This window comes from Patescibacteria group bacterium (assembly GCA_004297735.1).
Lineage (GTDB): Bacteria > Patescibacteriota > Saccharimonadia > UBA4664 > SCTI01 > SCTI01.
Map to the genome: position 1 here is coordinate 303,714 of SCTI01000002.1, position 26,508 is coordinate 330,221.

General features: G+C 47.0%; 23 protein-coding genes and 1 pseudogene. 11 read left to right on the plus strand and 13 right to left on the minus strand.

Annotation, left to right across the window (positions count from 1 at the left end; all coding sequences use genetic code 11):
* Positions 1-1,752, plus strand: coding sequence for a hypothetical protein (locus EPO04_03275; GenBank protein ID TAK89096.1), 1,752 nt, complete (start codon positions 1-3; stop codon positions 1,750-1,752).
* The gene (locus EPO04_03280) at positions 1,706-3,145 is read left to right on the plus strand and encodes a hypothetical protein (GenBank protein ID TAK89097.1); all 1,440 of its coding nucleotides are present in this window, start codon (positions 1,706-1,708) and stop codon (positions 3,143-3,145) included. Before EPO04_03275 ends, EPO04_03280 begins: the two co-directional genes overlap by 47 nt.
* On the opposite strand, the gene EPO04_03285 is transcribed toward EPO04_03280, so the two are convergent.
* The 4 genes from EPO04_03285 to dnaA form a co-directional block, all read right to left on the minus strand.
* On the minus strand, positions 3,142-3,462 hold the full coding sequence (locus EPO04_03285; GenBank protein TAK89098.1) for a DUF721 domain-containing protein: 321 nt from the start codon (positions 3,460-3,462) through the stop codon (positions 3,142-3,144). The genes EPO04_03280 and EPO04_03285 overlap by 4 nt on opposite strands.
* A complete protein-coding gene (locus EPO04_03290; GenBank protein ID TAK89099.1) occupies positions 3,398-4,459 on the minus strand; it encodes a DNA replication/repair protein RecF in 1,062 nt (353 codons plus the stop codon). The genes EPO04_03285 and EPO04_03290 overlap by 65 nt, the downstream gene beginning before the upstream one ends.
* A 3-nt stretch (positions 4,460-4,462) precedes the next feature.
* Positions 4,463-5,572, minus strand: a complete 1,110-nt coding sequence (gene dnaN, locus EPO04_03295; protein TAK89100.1) for a DNA polymerase III subunit beta — start codon at positions 5,570-5,572, stop codon at positions 4,463-4,465.
* A 293-nt stretch (positions 5,573-5,865) separates the two neighbouring features.
* Positions 5,866-7,257, minus strand: coding sequence for a chromosomal replication initiator protein DnaA (dnaA, locus tag EPO04_03300; GenBank protein TAK89101.1), 1,392 nt, complete (start codon positions 7,255-7,257; stop codon positions 5,866-5,868).
* A 221-nt stretch (positions 7,258-7,478) separates the two neighbouring features.
* On the opposite strand from dnaA, the gene EPO04_03305 reads away from it, so the two are divergent.
* Genes EPO04_03305 through EPO04_03320 form a run of 4 tightly spaced genes read left to right on the plus strand, consistent with a single transcriptional unit; the run spans position 7,479 to position 9,309 of the window.
* Entirely contained in the window at positions 7,479-7,616 is a 138-nt protein-coding gene (locus EPO04_03305) for a 50S ribosomal protein L34 (GenBank protein TAK89102.1), read from the plus strand.
* A gap of 5 nt (positions 7,617-7,621) precedes the next feature.
* Positions 7,622-7,969 carry a ribonuclease P protein component gene (gene rnpA / locus EPO04_03310; protein TAK89103.1) on the plus strand — a complete coding sequence of 116 codons (348 nt, stop codon included), beginning with the start codon at positions 7,622-7,624 and terminating at the stop codon, positions 7,967-7,969.
* A 6-nt stretch (positions 7,970-7,975) separates the two neighbouring features.
* Positions 7,976-8,854 (plus strand): membrane protein insertase YidC, encoded by an 879-nt coding sequence (locus EPO04_03315; protein ID TAK89104.1) that lies wholly within the window; start codon positions 7,976-7,978, stop codon positions 8,852-8,854.
* Positions 8,851-9,309, plus strand: a complete 459-nt coding sequence (locus tag EPO04_03320; GenBank protein TAK89105.1) for a KH domain-containing protein — start codon at positions 8,851-8,853, stop codon at positions 9,307-9,309. The genes EPO04_03315 and EPO04_03320 overlap by 4 nt, the downstream gene beginning before the upstream one ends.
* Before the next feature lie 5 nt (positions 9,310-9,314).
* On the opposite strand, the gene EPO04_03325 is transcribed toward EPO04_03320, so the two are convergent.
* Genes EPO04_03325 through EPO04_03340 form a run of 4 tightly spaced genes read right to left on the minus strand, consistent with a single transcriptional unit; the run spans position 9,315 to position 14,075 of the window.
* Positions 9,315-10,418 (minus strand): glycosyltransferase family 1 protein, encoded by a 1,104-nt coding sequence (locus EPO04_03325; protein ID TAK89106.1) that lies wholly within the window; start codon positions 10,416-10,418, stop codon positions 9,315-9,317.
* Between the two features lie 4 nt (positions 10,419-10,422).
* A complete protein-coding gene (locus tag EPO04_03330; protein TAK89107.1) occupies positions 10,423-11,730 on the minus strand; it encodes a hypothetical protein in 1,308 nt (435 codons plus the stop codon).
* Positions 11,731-11,772: 42 nt separating this feature from the next.
* Entirely contained in the window at positions 11,773-12,747 is a 975-nt protein-coding gene (locus tag EPO04_03335) for a glycosyltransferase family 2 protein (protein TAK89108.1), read from the minus strand.
* Entirely contained in the window at positions 12,744-14,075 is a 1,332-nt protein-coding gene (locus EPO04_03340; protein TAK89109.1) for a glycosyltransferase, read from the minus strand. The genes EPO04_03335 and EPO04_03340 overlap by 4 nt, the downstream gene beginning before the upstream one ends.
* Before the next feature lie 40 nt (positions 14,076-14,115).
* Between EPO04_03340 and EPO04_03345 the strand changes: the two genes are divergently transcribed.
* Both EPO04_03345 and EPO04_03350 read left to right on the plus strand, forming a co-directional pair.
* Positions 14,116-15,603, plus strand: coding sequence for a lipopolysaccharide biosynthesis protein (locus EPO04_03345; protein ID TAK89110.1), 1,488 nt, complete (start codon positions 14,116-14,118; stop codon positions 15,601-15,603).
* A gap of 13 nt (positions 15,604-15,616) precedes the next feature.
* Positions 15,617-16,276, plus strand: a complete 660-nt coding sequence (locus EPO04_03350) for a class I SAM-dependent methyltransferase (protein TAK89111.1) — start codon at positions 15,617-15,619, stop codon at positions 16,274-16,276.
* A gap of 6 nt (positions 16,277-16,282) precedes the next feature.
* Here the strand turns inward: EPO04_03350 and EPO04_03355 are convergent, their stop codons facing one another.
* Together EPO04_03355 and EPO04_03360 are read right to left on the minus strand one after the other, a co-directional pair.
* Positions 16,283-18,973: a hypothetical protein gene (locus EPO04_03355; GenBank protein TAK89112.1), complete on the minus strand. Its 2,691-nt coding sequence runs from the start codon at positions 18,971-18,973 to the stop codon at positions 16,283-16,285.
* Positions 18,974-19,032: 59 nt separating this feature from the next.
* A complete protein-coding gene (locus tag EPO04_03360; protein ID TAK89113.1) occupies positions 19,033-19,560 on the minus strand; it encodes a hypothetical protein in 528 nt (175 codons plus the stop codon).
* A gap of 94 nt (positions 19,561-19,654) precedes the next feature.
* Between EPO04_03360 and EPO04_03365 the strand changes: the two genes are divergently transcribed.
* Genes EPO04_03365 through EPO04_03375 form a run of 3 tightly spaced genes read left to right on the plus strand, consistent with a single transcriptional unit; the run spans position 19,655 to position 23,223 of the window.
* On the plus strand, positions 19,655-21,202 hold the full coding sequence (locus EPO04_03365; protein ID TAK89114.1) for a DUF2142 domain-containing protein: 1,548 nt from the start codon (positions 19,655-19,657) through the stop codon (positions 21,200-21,202).
* 39 nt (positions 21,203-21,241) lie between these two features.
* Positions 21,242-21,703, plus strand: a complete 462-nt coding sequence (locus EPO04_03370) for a GtrA family protein (protein TAK89115.1) — start codon at positions 21,242-21,244, stop codon at positions 21,701-21,703.
* Positions 21,700-23,223, plus strand: coding sequence for an FAD-binding protein (locus EPO04_03375; GenBank protein ID TAK89116.1), 1,524 nt, complete (start codon positions 21,700-21,702; stop codon positions 23,221-23,223). Before EPO04_03370 ends, EPO04_03375 begins: the two co-directional genes overlap by 4 nt.
* On the opposite strand, the gene rfbA is transcribed toward EPO04_03375, so the two are convergent.
* From rfbA to rfbB, 3 genes and pseudogenes are all read right to left on the minus strand, one after another.
* A complete protein-coding gene (rfbA, locus tag EPO04_03380; protein TAK89117.1) occupies positions 23,220-24,083 on the minus strand; it encodes a glucose-1-phosphate thymidylyltransferase in 864 nt (287 codons plus the stop codon). The genes EPO04_03375 and rfbA overlap by 4 nt on opposite strands.
* A pseudogene (gene rfbD / locus EPO04_03385) lies at positions 24,080-25,480 on the minus strand (dTDP-4-dehydrorhamnose reductase). Before rfbD ends, rfbA begins: the two are co-directional and overlap by 4 nt.
* Complete coding sequence (rfbB, locus tag EPO04_03390) at positions 25,477-26,475, minus strand: dTDP-glucose 4,6-dehydratase (protein TAK89118.1); 999 nt, start codon at positions 26,473-26,475, stop codon at positions 25,477-25,479. Before rfbB ends, rfbD begins: the two are co-directional and overlap by 4 nt.
* Positions 26,476-26,508: the final 33 nt, after the last annotated feature.

The window sequence follows — 26,508 nt, forward strand, 5'->3', positions numbered from 1 at the left end:
GTGAGAAAGCTTTGCTATATATTTATATGCATTATTACCCTACTTACAGTACCTATGCAGGCTTTTGCCGCTGAAAGTATTTCCGATGAAGACTCCGTGTTTTACGGCGCAGAGTGGTATGACCCAAATGGTACATGTTCCGGTAGTGGTAGTGCTGTTTTTGGACCAGGAACGCTGCCAAGCTCTGTACCTGAACCCTATAATCGGATATTTACCGCAGCCGCCAGGAAATTTAATATTTCTGCAGCATTTCTTGCTGCAGTGTTTTACGGTGGAGAACACGGGAATAGCTTCCCCGAACCCCCTCCACCATATGGCCACGGTGCACCATGGGCTACTTCTTGGGCTGCTGCTCAAGGACCTTTTCAATTCCTAGAATCAACATGGCGTAGCTATAAGGTTGACGGAAATGGGGATGGTCGAGAGGATATTCAAGATCTAACAGATGGTGCTTTTGGTGGAGCTAAGTACCTTGCGGCACTAGGAGCCAAAAACACCACTAGTGAAGCTAAGCTTCGCAAAGCCGCCGCCGATTACAATGGCATACATGATCCAAGCGCATCATATCCAAGTAATGTATGGGCTGCTTACCAGAAGTTTTCTACAGGCTCTCCATCACCCAGCGCCACCTCTTCGCCCTCTGGAGCCACGCCAGATCCAACCGGTGGTGGTGAGGGGTCGGTGTATATTTTAGGAGATTCATTAATGGTGGGTTCCTACTATGAAGGTAATAAGTATCTAAAAGGCTTTTTAGATACTAAAAACATCAACGCTTATGTTGATGCGTCGGTTGGCCGGGGAATAAAAAGCGGGGGGTCGGATCCATCAAATAATAGGCCTGCTGCAGAGAAATCAGGAATCGATGCAGTTGAAATCGACAAAGATGTTATTAAAGATGCCGGAACTATTGTGATTGAGCTTGGGACAAATAAAAGCAGTTCTACTAATGCCTTTAAGCAGGATATGAAGGATTTGATTAATAAAGTCAAAAGTATAAATGGGGATGCAAAAATATATTGGGTTAATATTGTATCGGAAAATGACTCCGATTATACGACATACAATACAATCATTGAACAAGTCACATCTGACGAAAATATTTATTTTATTGATGAAAAATCCAAAAATATTAATTTAGACGGATCAAAATTACACCCAACCGATGATGGTTATAAAAAATACTCACAAACAATCGCCGATGCAGTTGGTGCAGCTGGTAGTCAAAATGCGGCTGAGTGTACTAGTACGGGTGGTGTTGGGGCATCTGGGTATAAAAACCCTCTTAGGGACATTAGGGGTCTCACCCGAATGCGTATTGATATGGGTGTAGATTATGGTGGTAGTGGTCCTTTTTATGCAATCGGTAATGGTAAAGTAGTGTCAGCTACAACAAGTAGCGGCTGGCCGGGAGGGAATTGGGTTAGCTACCAGCTAACAGATGGGCCGGCAAAAGATAAGTATGTATATGTGGCGGAAAATTGCAGTATAAAAGTTAGCGTCGGTGATGAGGTTACCTCAGACACGGTTTTATGTGAATTACATGACTCATACCCCTACTCAGAAACTGGTTGGGCAGTGCCGCCAGACCAAGGGACTACTGCTGCTGCTCATAATGTATATGTTGAGGGTGATGTGACTGCATATGGTGTTAACTTCTCCGATCTAATGAAGAGTATTGGGGCACCACCAGGTGTAGGTAATCGTAATGCTGCGGTTGGTAGCTTACCTGATGGGTGGCCATCTTGGAGGTAATAAGCGAGACGTGATGATAAGAAGAGTAATAACATACATAATTGCTACTACTATTGTTTTAGTGGTTGGGGTGTTTATTTATAACTTTTTCACAACCGGATCAATAAAAATAACTACAAATGATCCAGAAAACATTATTACACTCACACCGGTTTCAGATGATGATGATATTAAAGCCAAAGATGCCGAAATAAAACAGGGTAAAGGTAGTTTAAGTGTCACGGTTCATACGGGTAAATATATTGCATCGGTCGACGGCGGGTCTATTGCAATAACAAAAATAATCAACCTATCATCGCATAAGACGATTAGGGAATATTTAAATCCTCAAAAAACAAGCGCCATAGAGCCAGTTGCTAATGAGCCTGGTGTAAATGTATCTGCTGACGACTCTTCACTTGTATACGTCAATTCCCTTAATAACACACTAAATCGCATATCATCATCAAATAACATTATAAAGTTAAGCGATGTTAAGTTTAAGGTTATTAAGTGGGCTAACCCAAACTTTGGTTTTGGCCAGGGTGTAGACAACAGTTTTTATATTATTAAAAATGGATCTGTATTAAAATTATCAACTCCGGCTGATGTGGGTGATAGTAATATAGTAAACTTTGATGTGTCGCCAGATGAAAAAATATATTTTTCGTGGAACGGTAAAATTTATAAATATTCAGGTAAAGAATTTATTGAGATATATAAATCAAAAACATCACACCCCAACCTTATAGCGTCGGTAAATGGTGTGATTGCTTTAGATAGTAGTGGTGACGCCCGTGCTGGAAACACTGAGCCAATAATGGCTTTTATTAAAAATAAAGGTGTTAAAAAGCAAAAAATTGAAGCCTATACCGGATCTTGGTCACCCAGCGGTAAGTACCTTGCCACCAGTAGTGATTCTGGTAGTAATATTTATGATGATAACCTTAGGGAGGTTGCGGTCATACCTAGCCAAAATATCAACTCTCCTACATGGTTAAACGATTACACGTTATTATATGGTATTCAAGATGGTCTATGGTCGTATAATATCCAAAATCAGCAGGCTCACAAGATTGCCAATATACCTCTAGCTGAGCCAATATCGGAAATACAGATTAGTCATAATAAAGAGTATGCCTATGTGGTGGTTGGCGAAGAAGGAACCGCTTCCATTAAAAGAATTGGTATTAATAACCAAACAACCCCTAAGGTTGTTTTAGCACTACAAAACCTTTTACCATTAACCTTAAGTCAATCTACTATACAACTAATAAATTTTTCTGGTAAGCCGGCGGTTGTTGTTAAGCCTATACCCGGAATACCCCAAACAAACTATCAGCAAGAAGCTCAAAATGAACTTAAATTAGACGGCATAGATCTTAATCAAATAGAGTTAAGGTTTGGTGGTTAGTAGTTAATATTTATAACTAAGTGTTTCACCTTATTAAATTTACCCTTAATCTCAACCTGCATAAACCTTAACTCACTAGCGATACTAGCGCTTTTTGTGGTAACTCGTAATACGCCATCGTTGATACTAACGGCTCGACATTTACCAGGAAATACCTTGTCCAGATAGCATTGAACCTCACTTAAAGTATCACCGCGCTCTAAGCCCAGCTGACTGGCTTTGCGCTGTAGGTAATCATTTATACCATCCATACTAAACTCGCGCCTTAGGATTGGTGTAAATGGTGTGAGCATCAAGCTGGCTAGCCATATCGCCATCGGTGGTGGTGATAATTACCTGGTGACCGTCAAACGCCTGAGTGAGTAGGGTACGGCGCTGGTCATCAAGCTCACTAAACACATCGTCTAGTAATAAAATAGGGGATATACCGGTGGCTTGTTTAATATAAGTTAACTCCGCTAATTTAAGAGTTAATACAACCGTACGAATCTCGCCACGAGAGGCTACCGTGGTTATGTCGCTATCCTTGAAGTTAACTTCCATATCATCTCGGTGCGGGCCGATAGTGGTAAAGCCGGCACCGAGATCGCGCGCCTGATTTGCTTCTAGTAGTCTAATAAAGTGACTAGGATAATCTAATGGATCTGCGGCGCCAAGATAATTAAGTTCAACCGGCTCAGCTTTGCCGGCGATTTTAGCGTAGCTTGATTCGGCTAATTTATTAATGTGATCCACCACCTGACGCCGCGCCGCATCAATATCGGCAGCTAGTTCTGCTAATTTAACATTCCAGGCAAAAAGCTCTGCGGTATCACCGGTCCAATCTGATAATAAACGATTACGCTGCTGCAAAACCCGGCGGTAACGATGAGTTAAGGTTAAATAGTTGGGGTTGGTTTGAGTTAAGATAAAATCAAGATAACGGCGGCGGCGATCTGGGGCACCAAGAATAAGTTGAGTATCGTTCGGTTCAAATAGTACCACCTTAAGCCGACTAAGGTGTTTTATTAACGACTGTTTATTGCCCTGGTGGTAGGCGCGCTTTTCGGTGTTTTGGTCATTTTTTTGATACCCTAAACCAATCTCACCATCAGTTGTGTCGGCGGTTAAACGGTAAAAAGATTCACCGTGGCGAATTAACTCGGTGTCTTTGGCACGGAATGATTTCGTGGTAGCGAGCACGAATACGGCTTCGAGTAGATTGGTTTTACCGGTAGCGTTTGGTCCAACCACCACGGTTAACTTTGGATTAAGATCGGTTGTAAATTCCGAATACGAACGGAAGTTGGTTAGGGTTAAGCGTGAGATCACAATGCCTCACGTTCGAACCGGCATAATGATGTGTAGATAGTTCGGCGCATCATTACCATCAGGTTTAATAACCGTAGCATTTAACTTTCCACTCATACTAATCGAGACCTTCTTGGTTTTAATAGCAGTTAGGGCGTCAGTTAAGTATGAGGCGTTTAATGATATCTCATTATCATCGCCGGCCACCTCACAGGGGGAGCTAGAGGTGTTATCACCAACCTGAGCTGCCGAGGACAATATCCTCAACTCACCCTCAGCTTGGACCTCAATCCGGATATTGCCACCGTTCTCACGAGCAAACAGGTGGGCCATCTTTGTTATTCGAGTAAAATCTACGGTAGCGAGTGTGGCGCGAGTCTCTTCGTTGCTAGGGATGATCTGTTGATAATCTGGGAACTTACCCTCAATCAGCCGAGATACCAACTCGGTGTCATCAACCTGGAACATCACTTGATTATCGGCGATATACATCGCTACATCGCCCTCACTTTCACCCAAAATACGTACCAGTTCCTGCATGGTTCGAGTTGGAATGATGGCCTGTAGTTCGGTATCGGCTTGTTTTGGTAGTGGTAGTTTATACTCGGCCAGGCGGAAACTGTCGGTGGAAACCAACACCAGCTGCCCCTCGTCGATATACATATAAACTCCCGCCAAAACCGGGCGGCTTTCGTCGGGGGCGGCAGCAACCACCACCTGAGCAATCGCCTCGCGCAACAGTTCGGAGGGGAGTGTAAGGATAGGTTTGGTTGAAACTTCCGGTGTGGCTGGAAACTCCTCGGCAGCAATACCGTTCATATGGGAGTTATAGTTGGGTGTGGTAATGGTAAGGTTGGCATCGGTGGTTTCAAGATCAAGGTTCTTACCACTTGGAAGGTTAGCAACAAACTCACCTAGAAGCTTAGCCGGAACGGTAATTGATCCTTCTTGCTCTACTTTGCAACCAATCCAGTGTGTAATACCTATTTCTAAATTGGTTGCCGAAATCTTAAGTCGATTACTATCGGTACTTATTAGGACGTTAGCTAGGACCGGTAGACTGGTACGACTTCCAACAATACGTCCAGTGACTTGTAGGGCTCGAGCTAGATTTTCTTGAGTGATTCTAACTTTCATAATTCTTTCCACATCCTCAGGTTCTTATTAGTATACTTTAATTTTTTAAATAGATTGAAGTGGTAGTAGGGCCTGGGGAAACCGGGGAAGTTGAATAATTTTAGTGTTCTTAAGCCAAAATACTTATGTTCATCTTGGTGAAAACCCGGGAAAACCATGCTTAAAACGGTTGTGATTAAATTTGGTTTTTGGGTAAAAAAGTTACTACTTAAATTTAATCTGCGGATAATATTTTTATTATTCAAAGCCTGTACCATAGTTTGCCCCCTATCTTTCCCCATGATATCCCCAGCCTAAGCCGACAATCTCTCTCTTAAAAGATTAACTTCCGAGCGAATTGCATGATCACTTTCGATAGCTTTTTCGATTTTAGTAACCGAATGTACCGCTGTACTATGGTCGCGTCCTCCAACTTGCTTAGCGATCTTAGGGTAACTTAGCCCAAGCTCGGTACGCATTAAGAACATCGCAATTTGGCGCGGCACCACAATCTCGCGATCACGGCGGGTGCCTAAGATATCGCTACTCATTAAGTCGTAATAAGCGGCGGTTTGATCGATGATGAACTTAGGGGTGATCGAGCGGGCCCGCTTAGGTGACACACTACCAAGTAGGCCGGCCACAAACTCAATTGTGGGGGCTTGGTTCTTTAATTCACACTGTGCCAAGATACTGGTTAAGGTGCCTTCGAGTTCGCGAATGTTTTGGTGGCAGTTTTTAGCTAGGTATTCAACCACATCCATGGTTAGCTCGGCGCCAAGCACCGCCGCCTTGCGCTCAATGATTGCCTCGCGGGTTTCAAGGTCTGGCTTTTGAACATCAGCAACCATGCCTGACTCAAAACGAGATCGAAGCCTTGCTTCGAGGTTGGGGATAGTGGAGGGGGGCTGATCGCTAGATAAGATAACCTGCTTGTTGGCTTGGTAGAGAGCGTTAAAGGTGTGGAAGAACTCCTCTTGGGTTCGCTCTTTTTTACCCAAAAACTGGATATCATCAACAATTAATACATCTAAGCTTCGGTAGCGATCGGTAAAGCTCTTGATGGTTTTATTTTGAATTCCATCAAGAAACTCACGAGTAAAGTCCTCACTGGTGACATACGCCACCCGTTTATTGGAGTCTTCAGCCAAAATTCGGTTACCAATAGCCTGCATTAGGTGGGTTTTACCGAGTCCAACCCCTCCATATAGGAATAAGGGATTGTATTTGGTACCTGGGTGTTTGGCCACAGCTAAGCTAGCGGCGTAGGCCAGCTCGTTACTTGGTCCAATCACAAAGTTTTCGAAAGTATATTTTTGATTAAGCCGGCTGGATCCAAGATTACGACTAGAGGTAGAGGTTACAGTGGGTGAGGCGGTTGCCGGTGCAAGTAACTGGTCCTTGTGGCTGCTTGTTGGCGCGGCGGTCTTGGCTTTGGTTGATTTTTTTGAGTTGGTGGGTGGGTTGGTAATTTTATATTCGATCGACTCAACCGGAGAATTAACTCGTTTTAAAATGTCTTTAATCTTTTCGCCATAGGTTTTTTCTAGTCGGTTCTTGGTGAAGATGTTTGGCACGGCAACTACTAATCGCCCATTAGCATCATCAAGTAGCGCGGTTTGTTTAAACCACGTCTTAAATGCTGCGCGACTAACACTCAGCTCAAGCTCGCCCAAGACGGCTTGCCATACCTTGCGGGAATCCATAAACCTCCACCAGTTTTAGGTTTGCGATAGATCAATCATAACCGGTTTTTAGGGTTGTCCACAACCTCTAAAATTCACCGTTTTTTATCCACAACCACCATAATACCAGGTTATATTTTGGGGAAAACCCCTTGAAACTAGTGGAAAACCAATTTTTTTGTTCAGAAATATTTAATCTAACAGATTGACTTTTAAGGTAATTTTGCGTATCATGCTGCAGTATGTCAAAGCGAACACATCAACCCAAAAAATCACGACGCCAGCGAGTCCACGGCTTTTTAAAGCGAATGAGTACTCGAGCTGGTCAGTCGGTGTTACGTCGACGTCGACTTAAGGGTCGCAAGCGAGTTGCGATTTAGTCGATATGCTCGCGCGTCAATACCGGCTTAAGAGCTCCCGCGATATATCGCGGGTTTTTCGCACCGGCCGATTTGGTCGATCGGACAGCTTACTGGTTAAGGCGGCGCCGAACCACTTGGCGTACAGTCGTGCCGTGGTGGTTGTTAGTAAAAAAGTCGATAAGCGGGCGGTGGTCCGAAACCGGAATCGCCGCCGACTGGTAGCCGAGCTAAATAAGCGCTGGCAGACAGTTCGCCCCGGATACGATATAGTTATAACAGTACGCGCCGATCTAGCCGAGACGGACTTAGCCGAGCTGCAGCAGCAGCTTAGTCGCTCCCTAGCAAAGGCGCAGGTAATAGCAGAGGATTAGAAATTTATGTTTACAACCCTGTTTGTAGAGCCGCTTTTTAACATACTTTTTATTATTTATGGGCTGTTACCAGGACATGATTTTGGTGTAGCGGTAATTTGTTTGACGATTTTGGTGCGCTTGGCGTTATGGCCGCTAGTCACCCGACAGCTTCATTCGCAGCGAATGATGCAACAGATGGCCCCCGAGATTGCGCGGATTCGCAAAGAGACCGAGGGTGATCGCGAAAAGCAGACCCAAATGCTAATGGAGCTATATAAGGAGCGGGGGACCAGTCCTTTTGCGCCACTGCTGCCAATCTTAATTCAGCTGCCAATCTTTTTTGCGCTATACATTGTGTTCCGCGATAGCGTTCATCCCGAAAAGCTAACCCAACTACTTTACCCGTGGGTAGAGCAGATTCCGGCGGTTGCCAACGTAATTGCTAACAACAGCCAGTTTAGCCCAACCCTGTTTGGCCTGGTTAACCTAACTCAGCCAAGCCTGGTGCTAGCGGTGTTGGCCGGTGCGGCCCAGTGGTACCAAACCAAGATGCTGCAGCCAAAAGTTAAAAGCGAAGACCCACAGGCTCGCATGATGCAGACCATGACCAAGGTCTTTCCAATCCTAACGGTAGTGATTGGCTTGACTCTACCGTCGGCTCTAGCGTTGTACTGGGCGGTAACTAGCGCGGTCGCGATTTTGCAGCAGCACTTAGTGCTAAACCGGGATGCGCGGGAGATGGAGGAGATTAAGTCCCCAGCCATAACCGCACCTAAGAGCGTCACCACGGTGTCTGGCAAGGGCGAGGATGCGGTTAAGATCACACAGACCACAGTTGATGCGCCTGCCGGTTCAAAGAAGCCTAAAAAGGCCAAGGGGCGCAAAAAGCGAGGCAGCGCGTGAGCGCCCTGGCCGCCCCCGAGTTTGCCCGCCAACGGCTAGAGGATTTATTGACCTTTTTTGGGGTTAACACCGAGGTTAAGGTGAGCACCAACGACAACACTATTGAGTTGTCGCTTGATTCAGATTTAAGCGGCACCCTAATTGGTCACCGCGGCGAAACCCTGCTCGCGCTGCAGCACATGGTCAACATGTTGGTGCGCACCGAGTATCCCGAGCGATGGTACGTGCATGTTGATATCGGTGGATATCGCCAAGCCCGTATGGAGCGGTTAGAGGCCAAGGCGGTTAAAATTGCTGAGCGGGTGGTTGAAAGCGGTAAAGAGGTGGTGCTGCCGCCAATGACCGCTGCCGAGCGCCGTCACGTCCATTCAGCCCTGGCCGATCGTGAGGGAGTGGTGACCGAATCGCGCGGCGATGGCAACCGGCGCAGATTGGTGATTCGAGTAAGCGAGTAGAACCTCTACTCGGATTTGAGAGCTTGCTGGTAGACCTTGAGAGTTTGTTCAGCGGTTCGCTTCCAGTTAAACTGTCCGGCCCGCTTTGGTCCGGCGGTTTTTAGTTTGGCTAGCAGCTTCTTATCGGCCAGAGTGGTTTTAATAACTTTAGCCATCTCGTTAATATCTTCTGGGTCAAAGTAAACCGCGGCGTCGCCGTAAACCTCTGGCAGACAGGTAGCGGTTGAGGAGGCCACCGGTAAACCATAGCTCATGGCTTCAAGACCGGGCAATCCAAAACCCTCCGAAAGCGAGGGGAACACGTAAAGCTCGGCGTTTTGGTATAACCAAGCTAGCTCCTCGTCGCTAACAAAGCCAGCGAAGTAAACCGAAGAAATATCTCTTTGCTGAACGTACTCGGCCAGTTCTCCGTAAAAAAAGTCGGGCTTGCCGGCAAGGACGAGCTGGTAGTCTTTAAGTTTAGCAACCGCAAAGGCGTCAATTAGAGCCCCAAGGTTTTTATAAGGAAAAGCATTGCCAACATAAAGGATGAATTTCTTACCCTTGAGCTTGGGTATAGGGGTGATTTTAGTGGAGGGCGGTTCGCCTGCCAGGTAGGTGGTGGTGACCTTTTGGGGATCGGCTTTGTAACTTGATACCACCTGTTGGCGGACAAAGTTGGTTATGGTGATGAGCTGGTCAGAACTACGGATAACCCGGCGCACTAAAACTTTAAAAACCAACGGCTTAATGGTGTGTTTGTAAAAGTTTTTTAATGGCCCCTCTTGGCGCTTATTCACAAAGTTAACGAGCGTTAGATCAAGTATGCTGGTTGTTTTTTTACCAAAATAAAGCAAGGGTTGTTGTGGCCCAGTAAAGTGAACCAGGTCGGGCTGCAGGCGGTATAACAGCCAGGCAAACTGGATCTGCTCGCGGAAGGTGTATGGTGGGTAGTCGGCAACCGCCTTGGTAAAGTTTGGGTTGGTGGGCTGCCAGCGATCAAAATCATCGGCGCGTAACAACACAACATACTCATTATCGGTGTCAATCTGCTGTAAATATTCCAGTAGCCGATCAATATATCGGCCGGTGCTGGTGTTGATGATACGAGCGTCGATGGCGATCTTCATAGTACTAGCTTACCTTTTTGGCGCCAACAGTAACTCCCGCCAGCAGCCCAATATAAACCCATATATGGGTTATATATAGAGTTGAAAACAGTTGATACTGGAAGGCAATACCAGCCAGCCCGACAAGCAGTCCTAGGGCAACCAGGCGAAGGCTCCGATCTGATCCAGACAGAATAAAGCTAGCCGCCAACTTAGCCAGACTAAGGCTAAACAGGAGAATTAAGATTAAACCAATAAAACCTTGTTCGGCGGCAATTTCGAGGGTTTCGTTGTTAACAATTGTTTCTGACGAAGGGAACTTAACCGGCTCCTGTTGATTGGCGTAGTAGCCGTAGTTGCCGGCACCAATACCGATGAGCGGATTTTCTACTACCGCCATTGCGGCGAGCTTGCGGGCTAGGGCTCTGCCCTCAGCCGATTCACCCTTGTTTACATTGGTGGCCTGATCAGTAAACTCCTCAATGTTATGTTGTACCGACGGTTTCTTATTAACCCCGTAAACATCACCGTATAGAAAGCTACCCAGCCCAATACAGGCTAGGGTGATAATGGTAGCGCCAAGGCCGGTAGCCACCACCTTGAGTGCTGGCATGGTGCGCTTTCGGTATAGTCCAATGGCTATCAAAACTATCACAATAATAATTGCTGCAACCTGAGCCCCACGCGACAACGACAGGAGTATGACGGTTAAAACTAAAAGGGAGAATGGCCAGCTACGTAGCTTGGTAAACAGTTGGGAAACAACTAGGAGCGCAAGCGGGACAAGCAGGTAGTTGGCAAAGAACAGCGGCTCCAGGGCGGTTGACTGGATGCGTGGAAAGGGGAAGATGCCGCCTTTCATGTAGTTTTGACTTAGCCCAGTGAGCCACCCAGGCAGGTCGGCCAGATCGCCAAAATACTGGTAAATCCCAAATAAGCAGCTCATGACCACGCCAATTAAACCATAACTAAGGTAGCGCTTAAGGTGATTTGGATCAAAAACCGTCGCTATAGTAAAACTAAGGACCGACACAAACCCAATAAAGGCGGCAATAGTCAGACTTTCTTTGGGGTGTTGGCTGACTGCCGCAGAAATAACTACAACTACATTAAATAGCACCAAAAAAACCCAAGGCAACTGCATCAATTTAGCTCGGCTGCTCCACAGTAGTTTGGTGCTTAATAGGATCAGAGCTAAACCAAGTAGCTGGCTAATTCTAATGGTGGTGCCATTTGCCCCAACAGATACCGACGGTATGCGCTCAAGGGGTAGCGTTAGCAGTATGCCATACAGTAAGTACTGGCGAATGTTGGCAAGTTGAAGCGTTTTCATTCTCTCTATCTTAAACAATGATTGCCCCTGGCTCAAATTTAATCACAGCTTTTTAGCTAACGGTGAGACGAGGCGGGTTCTAAGTGGCCAATGGTCGGTTAGCAGATCCTCTACCTGTCTGCTGGTCAGCTTGCGTTTTGACTGGATCTGGCGGCGCTTGGCTAGGGTCTTGGGTAGTTTTAGCAAGCACTCACCATAGGCACTCAGAGCTACCGTAATTGCCCCGGCCTTAATGGCGGCCAAGAACAAAAGAGTCTGAACAAACATAAAGCGGGGAAGCAGCTTCCAAAATAATGGCGAAGGCATATTTTTTAGGTACAAGTAATTGGTGTTTTTTAACGACTGCCTGCGGGCAAAGTGACCCAATTTGCCGGATGTAGCACCAATATGATGATAGACGCGAGCCTTGGGGGCAAGCACAATCTTGAAGCCCGCTAAACGCGCTCGAAAGCCAAAATCAACGTCCTCCGAGTAGGCAAAAAAGTCTTCGTCGAGCAGGCCAATGGCGTCGTATACCTCTCGTTTACAGATATTGGCGCCACCGCTGGCAGCAAATATTTCGGGATAGCCGGTATATTCAACATCATCTTTTTGGTCGCGCTGGCGAGGGTAAGATAGACCCCATTTCGAAACAAAATCTCCAGTGGAGTCAACTAGGGTGTGATCATCGTAGTGCAGAATTTTAGCTGCTGCCATGTCAGCGTGCTTCATGGCGTCAATTAGTTCCTCAAGCCAGGTGGGCTCCGCGATAGCATCGTTGTTAAGTAGCGAGATATATTCGCCTCGCGCAATCTTAATACCAGAATTAACTCCCCCGGCAAACCCAATGTTTTTAGGTAGGCGAACTAGCACAACATTGGGGAATTTATTTTCGATGAGAGCAACCGAGCCATCGGTCGAGCCGTTATCAACCACAATGGTTTCAAAGTCGGTAAAGGTCTGTTTTTTAAGTGCGTTTAAGCACTCGGTTAGATGCTCCTCACCGTTCCAGTTGGGAATTACGACGGAGGCTTTCATGAACGCTTAAAGGTAATTTTGTAGGCCTTACTAGCAACATTGGTCATAACCGGCCAGACGCCTTTGGCGTCCTTAATGTCTTTGAGGGTGTGACGATAAATAGCGAGAATATGCTTAAATTCAGCGTAGGTAATTTTTTTACGGGCATGGGGGTGCTCAATCATGCTACGAATGGGCGAGACCACCTTTTGCCAGCGATACTCCTCACGAATCTGCTTAATATTATTCTTAATTTCTTTGGCGAACTTTTTATCGTCGGCAAGCTTAATGATTGCTTCCGCCAGGGCGTCAATATTTTCATACGGAACGGTTATGCCAAGGTTGCGGGCGGCGATAAGCTCGGCCATACTGTCGCCTTCGGTGGCAATAATTGGTAGTTCGGTCCAGAAGTAGTCGAGTACTCGGGTGCGGAAGGAGAAGCGGGTTTCGACGTGGTTAAAGTGAGTTGAAACGCCAATGTCGGCTTCTAGAAAGTGGTTTTGGCGCTCGCCATAAGGCACCCAGCCATAGTTAAAGAAAACTTGCTTATCGTACAGATCAAGCTCCTTGGCCAGATTGACCGCCTCGGTAGCCATCTCCATTTCGGGGACGTCGCTGTTAGGGTGCTTAAGGCCCATAAAGACCAGCTTAATATCGTCACGCTTTTGGCTGACCTGATGAACCGCCTTAATAAGAGTGAGCGGATCAAACCAGTTCCATATACCTCCTCCCCACAAGAGTACGGTGTCATCCTTGGCAATACCCAGCTTTTTGCGAAAGCCTTCGCCGGTTTTCTTTGGCTCGTCGTCCTGCAAGCCAAACGGAACCACGTCAATCAGTCGATTGAGTGACACGTCTTGGGCGTAGGCGTCGGGGGTGAGGCGCCCGAGGCCCATGAGTGAACCCAGCCACAGGTCACGCTGCTTTTGGCTGGCACAGATGACCGAGTCGGCAAATTGTAGTGACAGCTGAAGCTCAGCTAAAAAGCGACTGTTTTTATTGGCTTGAGTCTGCATGGGCTGGTGCTTATAGATTTCAAGACCCTCTAGCAAGATTGGATCGTAGTAGTCCAGAATCACTCGAGTATTATTGCGCCGAGCCAAATAAGCCATGGTAGGGGAGATAGATTGAGAAATAATAACGTCGTAGCCATCTAAAAACTTACCAATCGCCTTATTGTTGTATGACACAATTTTAAAGCCCTCGCCGGTGACGTCGGGGTGGTTGGGGGCGGCTAGCGTGACCTGGTGGTTTGCGCTTAAAGCCTTGGCAAACTCCCAGTAGCGAATACCGGGACCGGCCATGGTTTTGCCAATAACATCTTGAGAAAAAATCAGTACTTTTGACATAACAGGTGTTTACGTACTCATAGATTGTATAATAGGGGACATGAGTTCTGCAAAACCTCCCGAGTTAACCCTACGCCAAAAAGCGGTCAAAGGGGTATTTTGGATTGGCTTTGTGACAATTGGCGCCAAAATCCTAAGCGTGATAACCACCCTAATATTGGCGCGGCTACTTGTACCGGAAGATTTTGGCTTGGTAGCAGTTGCCGGTATTGTTATGAACGCATTAACTATTTTTACCGACTTAGGCCTGGGTACAGCCATTGTCCACAGTAAGCATGATCGAGACAAGGTTGGTTCAACCGCCCTTGTGATGATGCCGGCAATTGCTACTTTTCTATACATTATTACCTTTATTTTTGCTCCGTCTATAGCAACAGCTTTAGGAAGTAGCGAAGCCACAAACATTATTAGAATCCTGGCCATTAACCTGCTATTTACCAGCCTGAGTATTGTTCCAAGTGCGCTGATGGAGAAAGACATGGCCTTTAAGCGCAAGGTTGTACCCGAACTGGTACCAATTTTGGTGTACGTGGTTGTCGCAATTAGTTTAGCGGCCTTTACTCAGCTTGGTGCCTACAGTATTGTATTTGGTCAGCTGTCCCAGGGTGCCGCTGCCTTTATTTTGTACTGGGCGGTATCAAGCTGGCGGCCAGTTTGGCGATTTAGCACCGAGGTCGCTAAAGAGTTGATCGGTTACGGTAAGCACGTATTAGGGGGTAGCCTGCTCTTGTTTGCCACCACCAATCTAGACAACGTGTTTGTGAGCCGTATTCTTGGAGTGGGATCGCTTGGTTTTTACACTTTGGCGTACTCAATCGCCAATATGCCGGCCACGCACGTGGCGGATGTTTTGGGTAGAGTTCTGTTTCCGGCTCTTGTGCAGATGAATGACGATTTTGAGAGAATGCGTAAAAACTACATCCGTAGCCTTAAGGTCTTGGTGTTTTTTACCTTTCCATTGCTCGCCGGTTTGGCGGCTATAGCACCGATTTTTGTGCCGGTGGTACTGGGTGAAAAGTGGATGCCCATGACCGCCGCCTTGTCGATTCTGGCGGTGTTTGGGGCAATTAGGGTGCTTTCGGGCGCTACCGGCAGCTTGCTGCTGGCCATGGGTAAACCACGCGTCATTTTTTACACCGGAATTACAGGACTAATTTTGCAGGTATTTTGGTTAAGCTACTTTTTGTTTTATCACCACTTTGGCGTTGCCGGCGCTGCGCTGGCGGTAAGTATCGGCTCAATGATGAATGCCTTGATCGTGTTTGGTTTTGTGCAAGCATTTATGCAGTTTTCGTATTCACGTATTGGTCTAAATATTGGCAGATGGGTGATTCCCTCACTAATTATGCTGATAGTAGTTTATGGCCTCGCTATTACGCTTCAACCATCGGTAACGGTGCTTATTTCGCTGGTTGGCTTGGGTGTGGCATTATATCTAGGCAGCTTCGTTATAATTAATGGAAAGAAGCCGTTAGTACAGATAGTGAACATTGCCCGCCACAAGGGTCGTGGCCAACTAGATTTTTAAGGAGGAATAAGCCTTGTCGCAAAGAGATACAAATAAGTTTTATGCCGACCAAGTGGTACGCGTAGCCCCGGGCCAAATGGAATTTATTAAAAAGTATGCAGGAAAGCAGATTTTAGACGTGGCGGCGGCAACTGGCGACTATGTTGAGGCTCTAAACCAGGAGGGGTATGAGTGTACCGGCAGTGACCTTAATAAAGAGTATGTTGCTATTGCTAAAAAGCGAAATCTACCAGTAATAGTGGCTGATGCGAGTAATCTTAAGCTTAAAGACAACAGCGTGGACACCGTTATTTTGTTTGAGCTGCTTGAGCACATTAAGGACTCCCAAGACCGTATTGCGATCATGAAAGAAGCAAAGCGAGTGGCTCGTAAAAACGTTTTAATAACCACTCCAAACTCTCATCACGTTGAGATGTTGCGCCGGTGCGGTCTCACCTACGAACATATGTTGGAAGTTGACCACAAAGTGTTCTTTACGGATGATCAGATTAAGTCAGATGTGGAAGCCGCTTTTGAGCGCTCCGATATAATCCCTTCGGAACAAATTGATAATCGTTTATTTGAAGAGTTATTTAATCTTAATCAGAGAAAGTGGCTGCGCCGAACATTTAAGTTCTACCCGTACACTCCCAAGCTTTTTTTCCGCTACTACGTGGTTGGCGACGCTAGCTAGATCAGATTAATTTATATTTGAACCGGTTGGTACAAGATTTAAGGTGAAGTCAGGTATTCGCCGCAAGCCGTACTGGGCGTAGCTTGATTGGTAGGTTACCGGATTTGCAATCCAGCGCTTGGTGCCATTTTCAAAAGTGTAGATCTTAGGGTCGGATCCGTTCGCTACATTGGGGGCTAAGCCATTCACAGAAAATCGATTAAAGATACTATCGGAAACCTCAAGAGGTGTTGAGGCGCCCACCCAGTTTTGCATGATGGTCAGGTCGCCAAAGGCATAGTATCCCGTACCATTAAGTACAACTGGGCTCGAACTAGCTTTTTTGATTAGAAGCGGATTAAAAGCGGAGTTGTTTGTTGGAATACTGTTAAGGGTAGCGGGCTTAAGGATGGTAATGGGCGGCCCACTTCCAGCAAATCCAAGCGTATAAAGCTTGTCCATAGTGTCGATATAGGTTTTTGTGCCTTTATTGATAAACCAAATTCTGCCATCACTAACATCTAGGCTTTTGGCAAAATAGGTGGCCTGCCCCAAGGAGCCTAGGTACTGATCATCTAGAACCACGCTGCTACCGCTTGCCCCGTATGCATCACCGCTACTATCGAGGTCGAAGCCAACGTCTCCGTCTACCAAGAAATAACGATTGTTAATCTTGGCGGTTGTGGTTAGGGTTCCACCGCTTGGAATTCGACTGGTTGTGGCGGCATCAACCGTAAAGGGGTTATTGAGTAGCCACTGGTTGGCTATTGCGGCGGAGGGGGACAGATACTTTTTGCCAGCGTTGAGTAAATACGTGTTGGTGCCATCGGATACAACATTACCAACAACTCCCTTGGTCGGTAGTTGGTTGCCAAGACTAATATCTATGTAGCTAATGCCGCTAGTGCGACCATAGCCCCAGGCATAAAGGGCGGTAAACGAAGGGAAGTAGACCTTTTGGCCTCGATCCATTGCGAAGATTAAGTGGTTGCCGATTACCTGATTAATTATCCCTGTGTCTGGTCCGCTTGGCAGTATATTAACAAGATCATTAATGTAGGTTGGTATGCTTTGGCCGGAAGCAGTCCACGCATCGAGGGTTTGCTGATCTGGAACCGCGTGTCTGCGCCCATCAATGGTAAATTTTTGGCCGCTTGTATTTTGAATAACAACCTTGTCGGCTGCTGCGCCGGTTGCAAACCCGCTCATATCATCCGACTCTAGGGCGGTGTAAGGTATATTCCAGCCACCCCACGCCCTCACCATATCAGGCGACGACAATAGATGCTTGGTGCCGCCATTCAGTAGGTAAACCTGAGACGATCCCGCCTCCGTCACAAACTGAATACCGGTTAGATTCGGCATAAAAGCGATGACCTGCGGAACGGTTTCAACCTTGCTGGTTAGGTTCCAAACATTCTTCATATTTCCACTTATCTTGAAGGCTATTCCGCGAGTAACAAAATAGTCATCCCCGCCAACAGATATTTTAGGTCCTGCCAGTGCTCCTTCGGTTTTACCATTAATATAGCCTGGTGACATACTGGTAATGTTATTGTTATATCCCCATTTTCGCAGGATATCGGCATTGGGAATGTAGTTTTTAGTACTTCCATTCATCAGCCAGACCCGGGTGTCTGAGGTGTCGGTACTACGTACAAAGCGTCCCAGCGGATCACCTTCGGGAATAGTTTCGGCGGTCCAATTTTCCACCCCAACAGCGCTATTAACGTCATGACCCCAAATCAAGCCAACATCTCGATTTGCAATCCAGTGTCTCTTCCCGCCATCCATGTAATAGGTTGTATAGCTGGTGCTGGTAATGCGCGAGATAGCGGCTCGTTCTGGCAGGGAATTAAAGTATGAGTCGTCCACCGCTTGTACCGGGTATGTATCTAGGCCCCAAGCGGATAGCACGTCGGGACTTGGAATCCAGCGCTTGCCCCGGCCGCCCTCATTGAGGTACAAGCGGTTATCCCCATTCTTCAGGATTACCGATAATTGCGGAGTGGTTGTGCTGCCAAACCAGTTGGTGAAGTCACGCCAAAAGTTACGGTTGCCGTATGAACTACAACCATCACCTAAGCCGTACATATTAGCGAGCGCTGCGGCATTGGGCTGGTAGGGGGTATAAGAGTATAGAGCGGAGGTGCCTTTATTGATATTTAAAGTCGATGTTCCGCAAGCCGCATTGGGGTTAAACTTTACATTGTTAATGCCGGCTCGGTGTGGGATAAACCAGTTCGGGTTTTGGTCGAAAAAGTTCTTAAGGTGACGAGTTCCTTGGTCTACCTGATTAGCGAAACCGTAGTACTGGGCGTCACAGGGGGCTCCATCAGGGCACCCCATACCCATAGCGGTACGGTATTGCCATCGATATGGCCAGGTGTCGGTAATAAGACCGTTCTCTTTCTGTAGGGTCACCAGAATAACCTGAGGGTTAACGCCGTAATATTGAGAGGTATCATAAATTATCTGAGCGGCACTCCTGCCATTCTCGTTATAATCTTTTAAGCAGGTCCACGGTGGCTGTTCGCCCTGTGAGCCTGATCCGGCGGCATGCCAGGTATCGCAAACCGGAACCTTACTGTTAAGGAAGTTTTGAATTGCACTAACCGACATGGTGTTTTTGTTGGTAAAAACACTGTCGCTAATAATGTTGTTCGGATCAAATGCAGCATGAGCCGACCCTGCCCATGAGCCGGTTGCCAGACACATAACAGCAGTCAAGAGCGTGAGTCGTCCCATATTTTTGAGAAGTCGAGAAGCCTTCATGGTTACTGCAGGGTTATCCTTTCGGTTGGTGATGAGCCAGTGGTCGACCCGTTTACAAACTCAATTTTAACATCCCAAGATCCCTTGGCTGGAAACTCAGTTTTAGTAATAGTGAATCCCTGGCAAGCATAATAGTTTGTTACTAAGCCAAGGGGTGCTGTTTTGGTTATTGTTTGTGAGCCAGAGCTTAAGCGAGCGGTGCAGGTTCCTTTGGTTTGGCCGTCAACAACACCCGAAACATAAACATTAGTGGCATCCTGGGTAAGTGAGCTGATTGATACGGACGCGGTGGCCGAGCTTGAGGCGCTTGAGGACTGCGTTTGTGATTGTTGTTGTCTTCGGTAGGCCTCATTGTCGGTTTTAGGATCGGTGGGTCCAGCCTGGCGTTCCTCCTCCTGAAGTTTTTGCTGGTCGGTGGGTTGAGTATCTGGGCGACTTAACTTAATGTAGACAGCACTACTCACAGCTACAATAGCAACTGCTAGAAGGAGGAATAGGACTTTTTTGTTTTTAGCGAGTTTTTTGGCCAATTTTTGCCCCCGTATGGCTTGAATTATAACGCAGGCTTACCCTGGACACAATCCCTATAGACCACCTTTTAAAATCATCATATTATTAATCTACATGAAAAAGCTTATGTTCACTCTTGAGCCGCGCTTTTGGGCTTCATACAGGTATATTAAGGACAATACCGCTAAGGTTTTTGCATTAGCATCAATCGCAATCTTTGGTTTTTATTTTGCATTAAGCTTGCCGCTTGGCTTTGCGGCTGATGAACCAACGCATGCCTACAGGGCTTATCAATTTACTCAAGGCGACTTACTTCCCAGGATTGTTGATGTACCAAAGTCACATCTTAACGACCCGGGTAAAAGAGTAGGTGGTGAAATTTCAACCGGTTTTGCAGCCGTAGCGCAGCTGTCGGGCGATAAGGTCGCAGATATAAAGCCTGGCTATGTTTACCCAGTTAGTTTCTTAAAGGAGCATCGTTGGGACAAGCTAGAAAATGGACCAAGAGCGTACATGCATTTTGAAAATACGGTTTTGTACTCACCGGCAAACTATGTTCCTCAAACAATTACATTTGCCATCGCCAGAATACTCAATATACCGGCTGTAGCCACACTATTTTTGGGTCGCTTCTCGGTGGTTATATTTAGTCTGATTTGTGCCTGGTTAATATTTCGATTTTTACCCAAACAGTGGCACTGGCCATTGGCTTTTGTATTAACCATACCAACGAGCTTGACGCTAGGAGGTTCGCTATCGCCCGATCCTATTATTAATGGGGTTACTGGGGTGCTGGCTGCGTATACGGTGTATCTGGGCTTACAGATTCATAGGAAGCAGCCTATTACGAATAGGCAATACCTGGCATTAGGCATATTAATTTTTTGGACCTGCCTGCTCAAGCCCCCTTACATCATTATGATTGGGTTTCCTTTTTTGGCGGTAGCTGTACCCGGCTTAATTCACAAGCTAGTAAGTATCCGAAAGTTATTACTGGTGTTTTTACCTGGACTAATTACCGGTGTAGCTTGGAACGCAATGATTTCGGCTTATACCGTACCCTATCGTAACGTGGCTTTAATCGATCCCGTGGTTCCTGATGCTCATGCGCAAATGCAGTATGTAGCGCACCATCCACTAGCCTTCTTTGCTGCTACGCTTAAGACAATTCCAGATACTTACACCGGGGTTATGGTGGGGGCTCATGGCTTAGTCGGACAGCATTTTATTCCGGCATTTTACGGTATTATGTTGGGCTTGGTATGGTTTGCGCTACTAGCCGTTATAGTTGTTATTTTGCCGATTAATATTAAGCCCAGCCGAATTATAAGAGGTGCAAGCGGCCTAACCGGACTTGGCTTATTTGGAGCTGTTTATTTTTTGATTTATCTTTCGTGGAGCGCGGTGGGGGCGCCAATTGTTGACGGTATTCAGGGTAGGTATCTCATACCGCTACTACCTCTCTTAATTTTTATTGGACTTGGCTTATGGCGCGGTATTACTAATAAATGGGTGATTAATACGGTTTTGGCAGGGATGGTATGCGTTACGATCATGGGCGCATCACTAGCGGCTCAGGATAATGCTAAAAGTAACTACAATAATGCTTATAACACCCTGCTTATACCCAAGGCGGTTCTTGGGCAGCTACTTAAGCCATAATGCATTGAAGCTATGCTTTCTTCATGGTAGGTTAATTAAGTGAATTTAAAACGCTTAATTAAAAAGCATATAAGCTTTATTCGCTATGTAGTGGCGGGCGCATTAACGGTAGGGGTTGATGTTGGGTTGCTGTATATTCTGGTAAGCTTTTTTCAGGTTGAAGTTTACATTGCAGCCACGGTGTCATTTGTTACTTCGCTGGTTGTAAACTTCACCCTAAACAAGCTATGGAGCTTTGGCGCAAGAAGCAACACCCCCCAGCAAGTAATAGTTTACTCGTTGGTCATACTTCTAAACTATTTGGTAGGCCTAGCCATGATTGCGTTGGCAAAAGACCTTCATCTCGGCTATATGGTGGGTAAAGTTAGCGCTCTAATTATCACTACTTTGTGGAATTTCTTTTTATATAAGTATGTGGTATTTATTAACAAACAAGTTAGATTGGGTGGGCTCAACGACGCAACTAAGGTTGAGCCACTTTCAGTGAAAGGAGAGATTTGAAAACCATTAAGACCGAAACTCTGATTATTGGAGCCGGCCCCGCCGGCCTCGCTGCCGCGATGGAACTATCGCGGGCGGGCAAAGACTTTATCGTGATCGAAAAGGATGATCGCGTTGGCGGTCTGGCTAAAACGTACACCTTTAAAGAAGGTAAGGATGTCTTTTTGACCGATAATGGTCCGCACCGCTTCTTCTCCAAAAACCAGTATCTATATGATTTTATTGAAGACTTAATCGATGAAAACTGGATTCAGGTTAACCGTCAGACTCGCCAGCACATTGACGGCAAATTCTACGATTATCCGGTTAACGCCAAGCAGGCCTTGGGTAATTTAGGCCCGGTTAAGTCGGCTCGAATTGGTTTTGACTACGCCTTGGCAAAACTGCAGTACGGCGTATTTGGCAAAAAGCCAACCAACTTTTATGAATACACCGTGGCTAACTTCGGCAAAACCCTTGGTAACTTTAACATGATTAACTACACCGAAAAGATTTGGGGGATTCCAGCTAAGACAATTCATTCCGACTGGGCCGGCCAGCGCATTAAGGGGCTGAGCCTCGGCGCTTTAATGAAGGACACCTTGCAACAAACCTTTAAGTTTGGTTCGAATGCCGATAAACCCAAAACCCTGATTGATACCTTTTACTACCCTGATACCGGTACCGGGTTGATCTACGACACTATTGTCCGACGCATTACCGAGCAGGGCTACAAAGTGTTGCTCAAGACCCAGCCGGTTAAGATTGAACACAAAGGTTCAAAGATCACCCAGGTGATCGTGAAGGGGCCTGAGGGCGAGTACGCCATTGAGTGCACCAACTTAGTTGAGTCGGTACCAATGAAAGACTTTTTGCCAATGCTGGCACCAAAGATGCCCAAGAAGGTTGAGGAGCTTAACCAGAAGCTGCGCTATCGTAGCCAGGTTTACATCTTCTTAACTCTGGACAAAGAATCAATTTCACCGGATCAATGGATCTACTTCCCGAGTAAAGAAACGCCAATTGCTCGTATTAGTGAGATGCGAAACTTTAGCACCAAGATGTCGCCAAAAGGTAAGACCTCAATGTTTGTGGAGTTCTTTTGCTTCGAGGGTGATGATATTTGGAATATGAAGGAAGAGGAGCTTTACGATCTGACCATCGACTACTTTGAGAAGATCAAGTTCTTTACGCGCAAAGATGTGCGCAAGTACTACGTGATGCGCCAACGCAACGTCTACCCGGTTTACGATATTCACTACAAGGAGTACCTGGGCGAACTTAAAAAGTATATGGATGGCTTTAAGAACTTGCTGTACATTGGTCGCCCTGGCCGCTTCCGTTACAACAATCAGGACCATTCGCTCGAGATGGGCATTTTGGCGGCCAAGTGCATCATTGATGGTAAGCGCTACGATATTGAAAAGATTGGGTCAGAGACCGAGTACTACGAATCAGGTAACTTGGAGCCAAATAAGGCTACTAAAAAGCCAGCCAAAACTAAAAAGGTGGCTTCCGGTAAGGCAAAAGCTAAGGCTTAGCCTTTAAGCAAGCTCAGTAAGTACTGGCCGTAGCCGCTCTTTTTAAGACCTTCGCCCAGTTCGCGCAGCTGGTTGTCATTAATCCAGCCCTGGTGCCAAGCGGTTTCTTCGGGCGACCCGACTTGTAACCCTTGGCGCTGCTGGATTACGCGCACAAAGTCGGCGGCTTGCATCATTGAATCGAAGGTGCCGGTGTCGAGCCAGGCGGTACCACGATCCATGACCGCTACCTGTAGCTTTTTGCGACTGAGGTATTCTTGGTTGACGGTGGTGATTTCAAGCTCACCGCGTTCGCTTGGCTTAACGTTTTTGGCGATCTCAACCACATCATTGTCGTAAAAGTAGAGACCGACCACGGCGTAGTCAGACTTGGGCTGCTTGGGTTTTTCTTCGATCGAGATAGCTTTCATATTGTCGTCAAACTCAACCACGCCGTAGCGTTCGGGGTCGGCTACGTGGTAGGCAAACACCACGCCGCCATCGGGATCGGTGTTGTCGCGTAAACTGTCCCCAAAGCCATGACCGTAAAAGATGTTGTCGCCCAAAATGAGAGCCACCTTGTCGTCGCCAATAAACTCCTCCCCTAAAATAAAGGCTTGAGCCAGGCCGTCGGGTGAAAGCTGAACCACATACTCAAAACTGCAGCCCCACTGTGAACCGTCGCCAAGTAGGTTTTTAAACTGGGCTTGGTCATGCGGCGTGGTGATGATTAGAATTTCACGAATGCCGGCTTGCATTAGGGTGGTGAGAGGGTAGTAGATCATTGGCTTGTCAAAGATTGGCATGATCTGTTTACTGATGCCCTTGGTGATGGGGTAAAGTCGGGTGCCGGATCCGCCAGCTAAAATGATTCCTTTCATGATTGGGTCTCCTGCTGAATGTAGTTGGAAAGTGAACTCCTCCAGTCTGGCATGCTTATGCCAACCTCTTCAAGAGCTTTAAGCGATAGCGCGCTGTAGGCTGGGCGCGGGGCGATACCGGTTTTGCCCTTGGTATACTCGGCGGTTGAAATGGGGTGAACAGCGCAGTCAAGGTTGGTCTGGCGAAAAATTTCGGTGGCAAATTCGGCCCACGAAATGACTGGGCCATCATTGGTGGCGTGATAGACCCCGTACGGAGCCTTAGTTTTGAGGAGTTGCACTAGGGCACGAGCCAGGTCGCTGGCATTGGTTGGTCGTCCATGCTGGTCGTCAACTACGGTGAGGTGGTCACGATCTTTCCCCAGCCTTAACATGGTGCGAACAAAGTTATTGCCATCGCCGTAGACCCAGCTGGTCCGAACAATGTAGTGCTGTGGTGCCCGGGCGGCAGCTTGTTCGCCGGCGGCTTTGGTGGCACCGTAGACGCTTTGTGGATTGAGGGGTGCAGTGGTCTCGTAAGGAGTGGTGGCGGTGCCGTCAAACACGTAGTCGGTAGAGATGTGGACGAGCGGAACCGAGTGCTTGGTGGCCGCCGCCGCCAAATTGGCAACCCCATCGGCATTAACTTTTTTGGCGGTTTCCTTGTCGGCTTCGGCGCCATCAACATTGGTGTAGGCCGCCGCATTGATAATGGCTTGAACATTGCTCCAATCAAAGTTTTGTACGGCAGAAGAGTCGGTAATATCAAGCTGGCTGGAGTCGGTAAATATGCCTTCGGGCAACAGTTCTTGGATTGCTCGCCCCACCTGCCCATTAGCACCGGTAACCAAAACTTTCACGCGCTAAACCTTAAACGGAGTTACGTTTTTAAGTAGGGGATGTTGTTTGTCTTTGTCGCTCAAGATGGCTGATTTTTGGGCAATTGGCCAGTTAATAGTAAGCTCTGGGTCAAACAGATTTACAAAGGTGTATTTAGCATCGGGTGACCAGTGCGCGTTCACTAAATAGGTGTAGGCGGTGTTCGGCTCCAGCGTCTGGTAGGCGTTGCCAACACCTTTTGGCACAAACACCGCTTTTTTGGGGCTTAACTTAAAACTAACGACCGTGCCAAAGTTATCGCCCTCGCGCAAATCTACCCATACACCAAAGACTGTGCCATAGGCCATGGAGATATACTTGTCCCAGGGCTCAGCGTGAATGCCGCGGGTAACACCCTTTTCGTTGTTGAATGAAATATTGTTTTGGATAACCTCAAATTCAGTCGGGAAGCCGAGAGCTTGAAGCTTGGCCTGTTGAAAATTTTCTTTAAACCAGCCCCGGTTGTCACCATGCACCGGCAGATCGATTTCGAGCAAGCCCGGTATGGCGGTTTCATGAATCTTTAGTTCTTGATTCATGAATGTCCTAATTTTTTATACTTGGCTTCGGTGGCCGCCTTTTGTGGCTCCCACCAATCGCGATTTTCTTCGTACCATTTGATGGTCTGTTTGAGGCCATCTTCAAAGGTGGTGTACTGAGGCTCCCAGCCTAGCTCAGTGCGCAGCTTGGTGGCATCGATGGCGTAGCGCAGGTCGTGACCAGCTCGGTCCTTAACTTGATCGTAGGCGTCGGCCGGCTGACCCATATCGGTCAGTATTAATTCGAGCACCTCTTTATTGTTTTTTTCACCATTGGCGCCAATCATGTAGGTTTCACCACTGGTGCCGTTATCGATGATGGCATGCACCGCGCTGTTATGATCGTCGACGTGAATCCAGTCGCGTACGTTTTGGCCGGCGCCATACAGCTTGGGTCGTTCTCCGGTTAAGATGTTGGTAATTTGTCGGGGAATAAACTTTTCGACGTGCTGGCGAGGGCCGTAGTTGTTGGAGCAGTTGCTGATAGTGGCATGAATCCCAAATGAGCGAACCCAGGCTCTTACCAGCATGTCGCTACCGGCCTTAGTTGAGGAGTAGGGGCTAGAAGGGTTATAGGGAGTTGTCTCTTTAAACTTGTTTGGGTCGTCGAGCTCGAGGTCACCGTAAACCTCGTCGGTACTAATGTGGTGCAGGCGTTTTTGGTGTTTTCGCACCGCTTCTAAAATATGGTAAGTGCCAACGATGTTGGTTTCGACAAATGGCCAAGGCCCAGCCAGTGAGTTGTCGTTGTGTGATTCAGCGGCAAAGTGAACCACCACGTCGGTGTCGGCGACCAGCTTATCGACGAGCTCGGCGTCCTGAATTTCTCCCTTAACAAACTCAATTTGATCACGAATCGGATCAAGTGTTTTTGGATTACCAGCGTAGGTCATGGCATCTAAAACGGTCAGTTTATAGCTGGGGTGATGTTTGAGGGTGTAGTGCACAAAGTTTCCCCCAATAAACCCGGCGCCTCCAGTAATCAGCATCTTCATATCAGAACCTAGTATAGCAGCACTGCGGCGTGG